We start from the raw sequence: 6357 nt of genomic DNA, 5'->3' as shown, positions 1-6357 counted from the left end.
GAAAAAAGGTGAGAGGATGAATGACAAACTTAATCCCATCTTGTTCAACAACTATTAAAGTGTTTGCGTCTTTATCAATATCGCTAACAGGGTAAATGTCTTTGCTCAAAACCACCTTAGCTTCGTATTTTATTCCATCCTTCTCTTTTTTCTTCTTTTTCTGCTTTTCAAAGAATGAAGATATATAGTCAACATTTGGTCTTCTATATTCTTCTCCTAATGCTTTTTGTAATGTAAACACATGGTGGTCTGTGTCCAACTCCTCGACCATAAGACCATTTTTCCAAACAGAACCAATAGGTATTTTGAACATAAGTCTGAGCGGTAGTTTCACGTTCATTTCATAGCCCGTTTTACTTACAAAAATAACTTCCACTCGTCTATTGTCATTACCTTCACCTAAATTATATAAGCTTTTGTACCAAATAACTTGATATGAAGAGTTATAGAAAAACCTATTTTTGATACCTTTTTTATAATTAACTAAGTTGAGAAAGTCACTAATGTCAATATTTGATTGCTTAGCTATTAAATCTATTCCTTTAAACGGTTCAAAATTACTCATTTATTACTCCCTATCGATAATATCTATTATGACAGGTTATATGGAATTTTGACAAAGATTGTGGAAAATGACACCCACCGACCAAGGCCACGGCTGATATTGTATGATGAACCTGTCTGAAAGGACGTGTGCCATAATCATAATCGCTGTCTGCGACTGAATACGTACTGGCTACTTCTAACGCATCTTCGTCACTGAGATCAGGCAAAATAGTCGGTAGTCGCGATGCCATCAATGTCTTACCTGAGCCGGGTGGCCCGGTAAACAGTATCGAGTGACCACCTGCTGCTGCAATCTCTAGCGCACGCCGCGCATGGTGCTGTCCTTTGACATCGGCCAAATCCACTTGATAGCCGACATGCTTTGGGGCGATACTGGGTGTAACGATATCCAAAGGCTGATAAAATCCGCTAGAATCAGCCAATGACCGTAAGTGATCGCAGACGGCTTTGAGACTTTGGGCGCCTAATATCTCTACGCCCTCGACGCGGCTGGCTTCCGCTCCATTATCCAATGGCACTATTAACTTGACTGATTCTGATGTCTCTACTGAGTGCTGCTCGTTTAATGGTCGCTCGTTACTGCTCAATGACGTTGCAGCCAGTCTTTCCGCTTTAATCGCTCGTGCAACTGCCAAACTGCCTGTTACTTGTCGCAAGTTTCCGTTTAACGCCAACTCACCAATAAACTCAAACCCTGATAATACCTCTGGATCGAGCTGGTCGCTGGCTGCCAATATACCTATCGCAATTGGTAAGTCTAGGCGCGCACCGTCTTTGGGTAAATCAGCAGGTGCTAAGTTAATAGTTAGACGGCGATTGGGGAACTGAAACCCAGAATTCAATATCGCAGAACGTACTCTGTCTTTGCTCTCACGTACGGCAGCTTCAGGCAAACCAACAATGGTCAAAGCAGGCAGACCTTGCGATAAGTGCACCTCAATAATGACTTTGGGCGCATGTAGACCGACGACTGAGCGGGTATAAACTTGAGCAAACGACATAAGTATTTCCTATAAAGAGGCTCTCTCGATAATAGAGGATTATCTATAGGTGCGCAAATGTCGTGTTTTTAATCATAAGTGCCTATACTTAATGAGCCAGTGACTATCCCATGATACCTAGACGTTTTATCTAAAAGCGCTAGGGCATGCCCTCATTTTGAAAATGGAGATAAAAATGAGACAAATAGCAGTTAAACAAGGAAAGTAGTGCAGATAATATCGAGATATTAGCAAGCTACTTGACGCAGTTTGGCAAATATTTAGCCATTTTTAATCCATTTAATATTTACTATTCAGAGTGAGGACACGCCCTATTTATTCACCCCACTACTAACAGGGATTTGTTATACTAGCGACTGTCTATTTAGACATAAATATTGCTGTAAAAATGCTCATAAATAAACGATTAAGATCACTATCGGTGAGCCAGACAAAATCCAGTAATAGCTATGGTCAACATGAGGAATATCGCATGACAGAACATTCAGAACAGAACAATTCTAACAGTACTGACCATATCGAGCAGCCTTACAATCGCGCTGGAGAGCAGCCGACGACGACGCGACCTGTCATGCAACCAGACAACCCTTATGCCAGTACGCGCGGTAGCATTACGAGCAAGCAGCTACCTGCCTTTGATGAAGCGATTATCAATAAATACAATCGCTCAGGGCCGCGATATACCTCTTATCCAACGGCATTAGAGTTCTCACCAATCGCTGACGGCCTTGAGACAAAAATCCTGCAAAACCGTGAAGCGCGTGCACCACTATCACTATATTTTCATATTCCATTTTGTCGTCACCTTTGCTACTACTGTGCTTGTAATAAAATTATCACCAAAAAAAATGGCGATTCGGGCGATTATTTGCAGTACTTAATTGCTGAGATTAAGCACAAACGACGCTTATTATCGGCACCAGAAGGCAGTAGCAAACCATTGGTCAAGCAGCTACATTTGGGCGGTGGTACGCCGACGTTTTTGCGTGATGAAGAAATGGTTCAGCTGTGGGAGTTTTTACAGACGCAGTTTGAGTTTTTACCCGAAAATGAAGGTGATTACTCTATTGAGATTGACCCGCGTGAGCTAAGTGAAGATACGCTAAAAGTGCTGCGTGGTCTTGGCTTTAACCGCATTAGCTTGGGTGTACAAGACTTAGATGACACGGTACAAATCGCCGTCAATCGCGTACATTCAGCAGAATTGATTGAAAATGTGTTAAATGAAGCGCGCGAACTCGGCTTTCACTCTATTAATATCGACCTGATTTATGGCTTGCCCCATCAAACGCCAGATACATTGGACAAAACCGTACAGCGCATCATCGAGATGTCACCAGATCGTTTGTCGGTGTTTAACTACGCGCATCTGCCAGAACGCTTTAAAGCGCAACGTCAGATCAAAGATGAAGACTTACCCAATCCAGCAGCCAAGCTTACAATGCTTGGCAATACCATCAATACGCTAAGCGACGCGGGCTATCAATACATCGGTATTGACCATTTCGCCAAGCCTGATGATGAACTCGCTGTCGCACAGCGCGAGGGGAAATTACATCGTAACTTTCAGGGTTATACTATCATGGGTGATTGTGACTTATTGGGCTTTGGTGTGTCATCTATTAGTCAAATATCTAATGCGAACACACGTTATATATTGCAAAACGATACGGACTTGCAAGCTTACCAAGCCAGTATAGATGCTGCTCGAAGCAACCCTATGGTCATGCCAGCGGTAAAAGTCATCAAGACATCGATTAAAGACCGCCTACGTGAATACGTGATTATGAATTTGCTCTGTCATGACTATGTTGACTTTAAAGACGTGAATCAAAAATTCGGTATCGATGCGATTACCTATTTTATCGATGAAATAGCGCAGCTCGGTGCCATGCAGGGTGACAGACTCATTGATATGGATGCGGCAGGTATTCGTGTCTTGCCACGTGGACGCTTATTGGGTCGAAACGTTGCGATGGTCTTCGATGAATACCTTAAGACAAAACACGCAGATCGTTTTTCAAAAGTTATTTAAAACGACTGCTTAAAATGACTGCTGAAAACCAAAAAAGACCTCTAATGAGGTCTTTTTTATATGCCATAAAACCTGCCTATTACACCTTTAGCTTATCACCGACCATCCCTTTGACGGTACTAAGAATATCAGCGGGTAATACCACCATTTTTGAGTTATCAGACTCAGCCAAATCACGCATCGCTTTAATATACTGCTCACCAAGCAAGTAAACGACCGGCATTTCTTCTTCACCCATCGCGCTAGTAATCAGGCGAATCGACTCTTCGGAACCGCGCGCGAGCACCACCTGCGCTTCAGCATCACGACGTGATGCTTCTAAGCGACTTCTTAAAAATCATCAATATATGATGCTCATACCTTTAATAAAATGATTGAAAGCATAAAAATCTAACCCACAAAAAAAACGCACCTCGAAGGATGCGTTTTTTATTTATTCTTTATTTGATTAGAACTTAAAGTGAGCGCCTAAAGTAACGCCGCTTACGCTAATATCCTCAAATTCATCCTCAACTTGAGGATAAATATTATACATAGCTTCAATAGAAACCATAGAGCTAATGTTATAGCCAAGACCTAATCCACCGGCTACTCCCGTATCAGAATGACTCAAACTCTCATTTTGACTAGCATCAAGTTTATCCGTGTATTCCGCCTCAATTTTGTTTTTTGCAATACCCAAACGACCTTTTGCATAAAGTCCAGTATTTGGAAAAGTATAGTCATAAGTACCATATAAGCCATATACATCAGCACTGTACTCAGCTTTCTCAAAACGATCATTGAACGAATCAGTATCACCAGTGGTTAAATATTCAGCCTCTACGCCAAACTCTGGAGTAAATTTATAACCACCATAAACGCCATATGACACTGCGTCATCATCTACATCTGCGTCTGGGCTGTACTGACCAACTTTTACACCAGCATACGGCTGACCTGCATAATTAACGGCAGCTTGAGCGCTTACACTCACCAAAGAACCAACTGATAATGCGATTAAAGCTTTTTGTAGAGTGTTCATATATTTCCTATTAGGTAAGGCTAAAATGCCATCTGCATAAATATAGCAAAACACAAAATTTAGATGGACTATTGTTGAATGCAGGATTCTAGCAGAACCTTATTTTTAATGCACGCTTTTTTGATGACTTTTGTTTTATTTTTATCACGCGCAAAAAAACGCACCCCGAAGGATGCGTTTTTTTATTTATGCTGCTACTTGCTAACAATTTAGAACTTGATGTTTGCGCCAATAGTCATAAGATCTGTATCGCTACCTAGCATATCGTATTCCGCTTCTACGTTGAAGGCAGGGGTTACTGAATAACCAAGACCCACACCGCCAGCTAAGCTAGTATCTTTATCCTCGCCATTATACTGGCCAAGCGTTGTATTAGATGCTTCAACTTCAGTTCGTGCCACACCAACCTTACCTTTTGCATATACACCGCTGTCAGCGAAAGCATAACGATAAGTACCATAAGCACCATAAGATTTAGCATCAATATCACCACCACGGTAGTCAGCATCGTCTGAACCGACATACTCTGCTTCGATACCGAAGTTAGGATCAAAGTTGTAACCAGCGTAAACACCATAGGCAGTTGGGTCATCAGCGTTATTGGTATCTAAATCAAATTGACCGACTTTAGCACCGACATATGGTTGACCAGTATAGCCGTTACCATAAGATACAGCGGCTTGTGCACCTACGCTTAATAAAGAACCTGCTACTACTGCCATTAGAGTTTTTTGTAGAGTTTTCATTTTATTTCCTTAAAATCACATTTTGATTGGTTATATATTATCTGTATGAAAAAGCTCATCAGACAAGCCTTCAATAAAAAGGTTTAGAAAAATTACTTAGAACTTTAATTGAGCACCAACTGTTAATAATTTGGCATCGACATCGCTGTCCATCACCGAGTATTCAGCCTCGACACCAAAGTCGGGGTTGACTGAATAACCGAGACCCACACCGCCTGCTATACCCGTATCACTGGTAGAGTTCGATACTCTAACCGCACCGTTAGTGTAGTCACCTTCAACTTCAGTCTTTGCAACCCCTAGCTTACCTTTTGCATATAGACCAGTATTCGGGAATTGGTAGCGAGCGGTACCGTATGCACCATAAGTCTTGGCATCCAGATCACCGTTACGATAATCAGCATCATCCGAACCTACATATTCTGCTTCGACACCAAAAGTAGAATCAAAGTTGTAACCACCATAAACTCCGTAAGCGGTTGGATCATCTGCGTTATCAATGTCTAAATCGAACTGACCAACTTTAGCACCAACATATGGCTGTCCAGTATAGCCATTGCTATAAGATGTAGCGGCTTGAGCACCAACCGTCAATAAAGAACCAGCTGTTAATGTAAGTAATACTTTTTGTATATTTCTCATTATGAACTCCTTAACATCGATCAGAATAAGCAAGTTACTTGTGATGACTTCTATAGTCATATCGCCTTGCTTCCGATGAATATAATAGTAACAAACTATTTCATACAGTCTGTCAGTGTTTAACGGCACGAGAGTTAAGATTTGCAAGCATTCATCATTGAGCGGGTTACAAAGGCCAAAAAATGAAACTTTTTGTTACAATCACCCTATTTATGCAATAATCCCTACTCATTTCACAGATTCGCTCCTCAAAACCCTAGGTCAATACGCCTGAAATAATAAAAATGGTGGTGTTCTAAAAAGTATGCTGGCATCAGACGTAGCCATAATTGATGTAAAAGA

At 41.3% G+C, this 6357-nt stretch carries 5 protein-coding genes and 2 pseudogenes; 1 reads left to right on the top strand and 6 read right to left on the bottom strand.

Annotation, left to right across the window (positions count from 1 at the left end; translation table 11 throughout):
- Positions 1 to 565 (bottom strand): hypothetical protein (locus ACT3RN_RS13975; protein WP_444518728.1); only part of this gene is annotated, 565 nt, incomplete at its 3' end.
- Positions 566 to 623: 58 nt separating this feature from the next.
- Positions 624 to 1568, bottom strand: a pseudogene (locus ACT3RN_RS13970) (YifB family Mg chelatase-like AAA ATPase); the annotation flags it as partial.
- Positions 1569 to 2139: 571 nt separating this feature from the next.
- Between ACT3RN_RS13970 and hemN the strand changes: the two are divergent.
- Positions 2140 to 3603, top strand: a complete 1464-nt coding sequence (gene hemN / locus ACT3RN_RS13965) for an oxygen-independent coproporphyrinogen III oxidase (protein ID WP_442063189.1) — start codon at positions 2140 to 2142, stop codon at positions 3601 to 3603.
- A gap of 79 nt (positions 3604 to 3682) precedes the next feature.
- Here hemN and ACT3RN_RS13960 read toward each other — a convergent pair.
- The 4 genes and pseudogenes from ACT3RN_RS13960 to ACT3RN_RS13945 form a co-directional block, all read right to left on the bottom strand.
- Positions 3683 to 3928, bottom strand: a pseudogene (locus ACT3RN_RS13960) (SPFH domain-containing protein); the annotation flags it as partial.
- 123 nt (positions 3929 to 4051) lie between these two features.
- Entirely contained in the window at positions 4052 to 4627 is a 576-nt protein-coding gene (locus ACT3RN_RS13955) for a porin family protein (protein WP_442063185.1), read from the bottom strand.
- A 209-nt stretch (positions 4628 to 4836) separates the two neighbouring features.
- Positions 4837 to 5373, bottom strand: a complete 537-nt coding sequence (locus ACT3RN_RS13950; RefSeq protein WP_442063183.1) for a porin family protein — start codon at positions 5371 to 5373, stop codon at positions 4837 to 4839.
- A gap of 96 nt (positions 5374 to 5469) precedes the next feature.
- Positions 5470 to 6015: a porin family protein gene (locus ACT3RN_RS13945; protein ID WP_442063181.1), complete on the bottom strand. Its 546-nt coding sequence runs from the start codon at positions 6013 to 6015 to the stop codon at positions 5470 to 5472.
- Positions 6016 to 6357 lie beyond the last annotated feature (342 nt).

The organism is Psychrobacter sp. AOP5-GZ1-6, assembly GCF_052376345.1.
Classification (GTDB): domain Bacteria; phylum Pseudomonadota; class Gammaproteobacteria; order Pseudomonadales; family Moraxellaceae; genus Psychrobacter.
The sequence above is the reverse complement of the archived record's forward strand: the minus strand, read 5'-3'. Positions and strand labels throughout refer to the sequence as shown.

Excerpts from the sequence above, each read along its gene's own strand:
- ACT3RN_RS13945 (WP_442063181.1), bottom strand. The coding sequence starts at position 6,015 with ATGAGAAATATACAAAAAGTATTACTTACATTAACAGCTGGTTCTTTA.
- ACT3RN_RS13950 (WP_442063183.1), bottom strand. The coding sequence starts at position 5,373 with ATGAAAACTCTACAAAAAACTCTAATGGCAGTAGTAGCAGGTTCTTTA.
- hemN (WP_442063189.1), top strand. The coding sequence starts at position 2,140 with ATGCAACCAGACAACCCTTATGCCAGTACGCGCGGTAGCATTACGAGC.
- ACT3RN_RS13955 (WP_442063185.1), bottom strand. The coding sequence starts at position 4,627 with ATGAACACTCTACAAAAAGCTTTAATCGCATTATCAGTTGGTTCTTTG.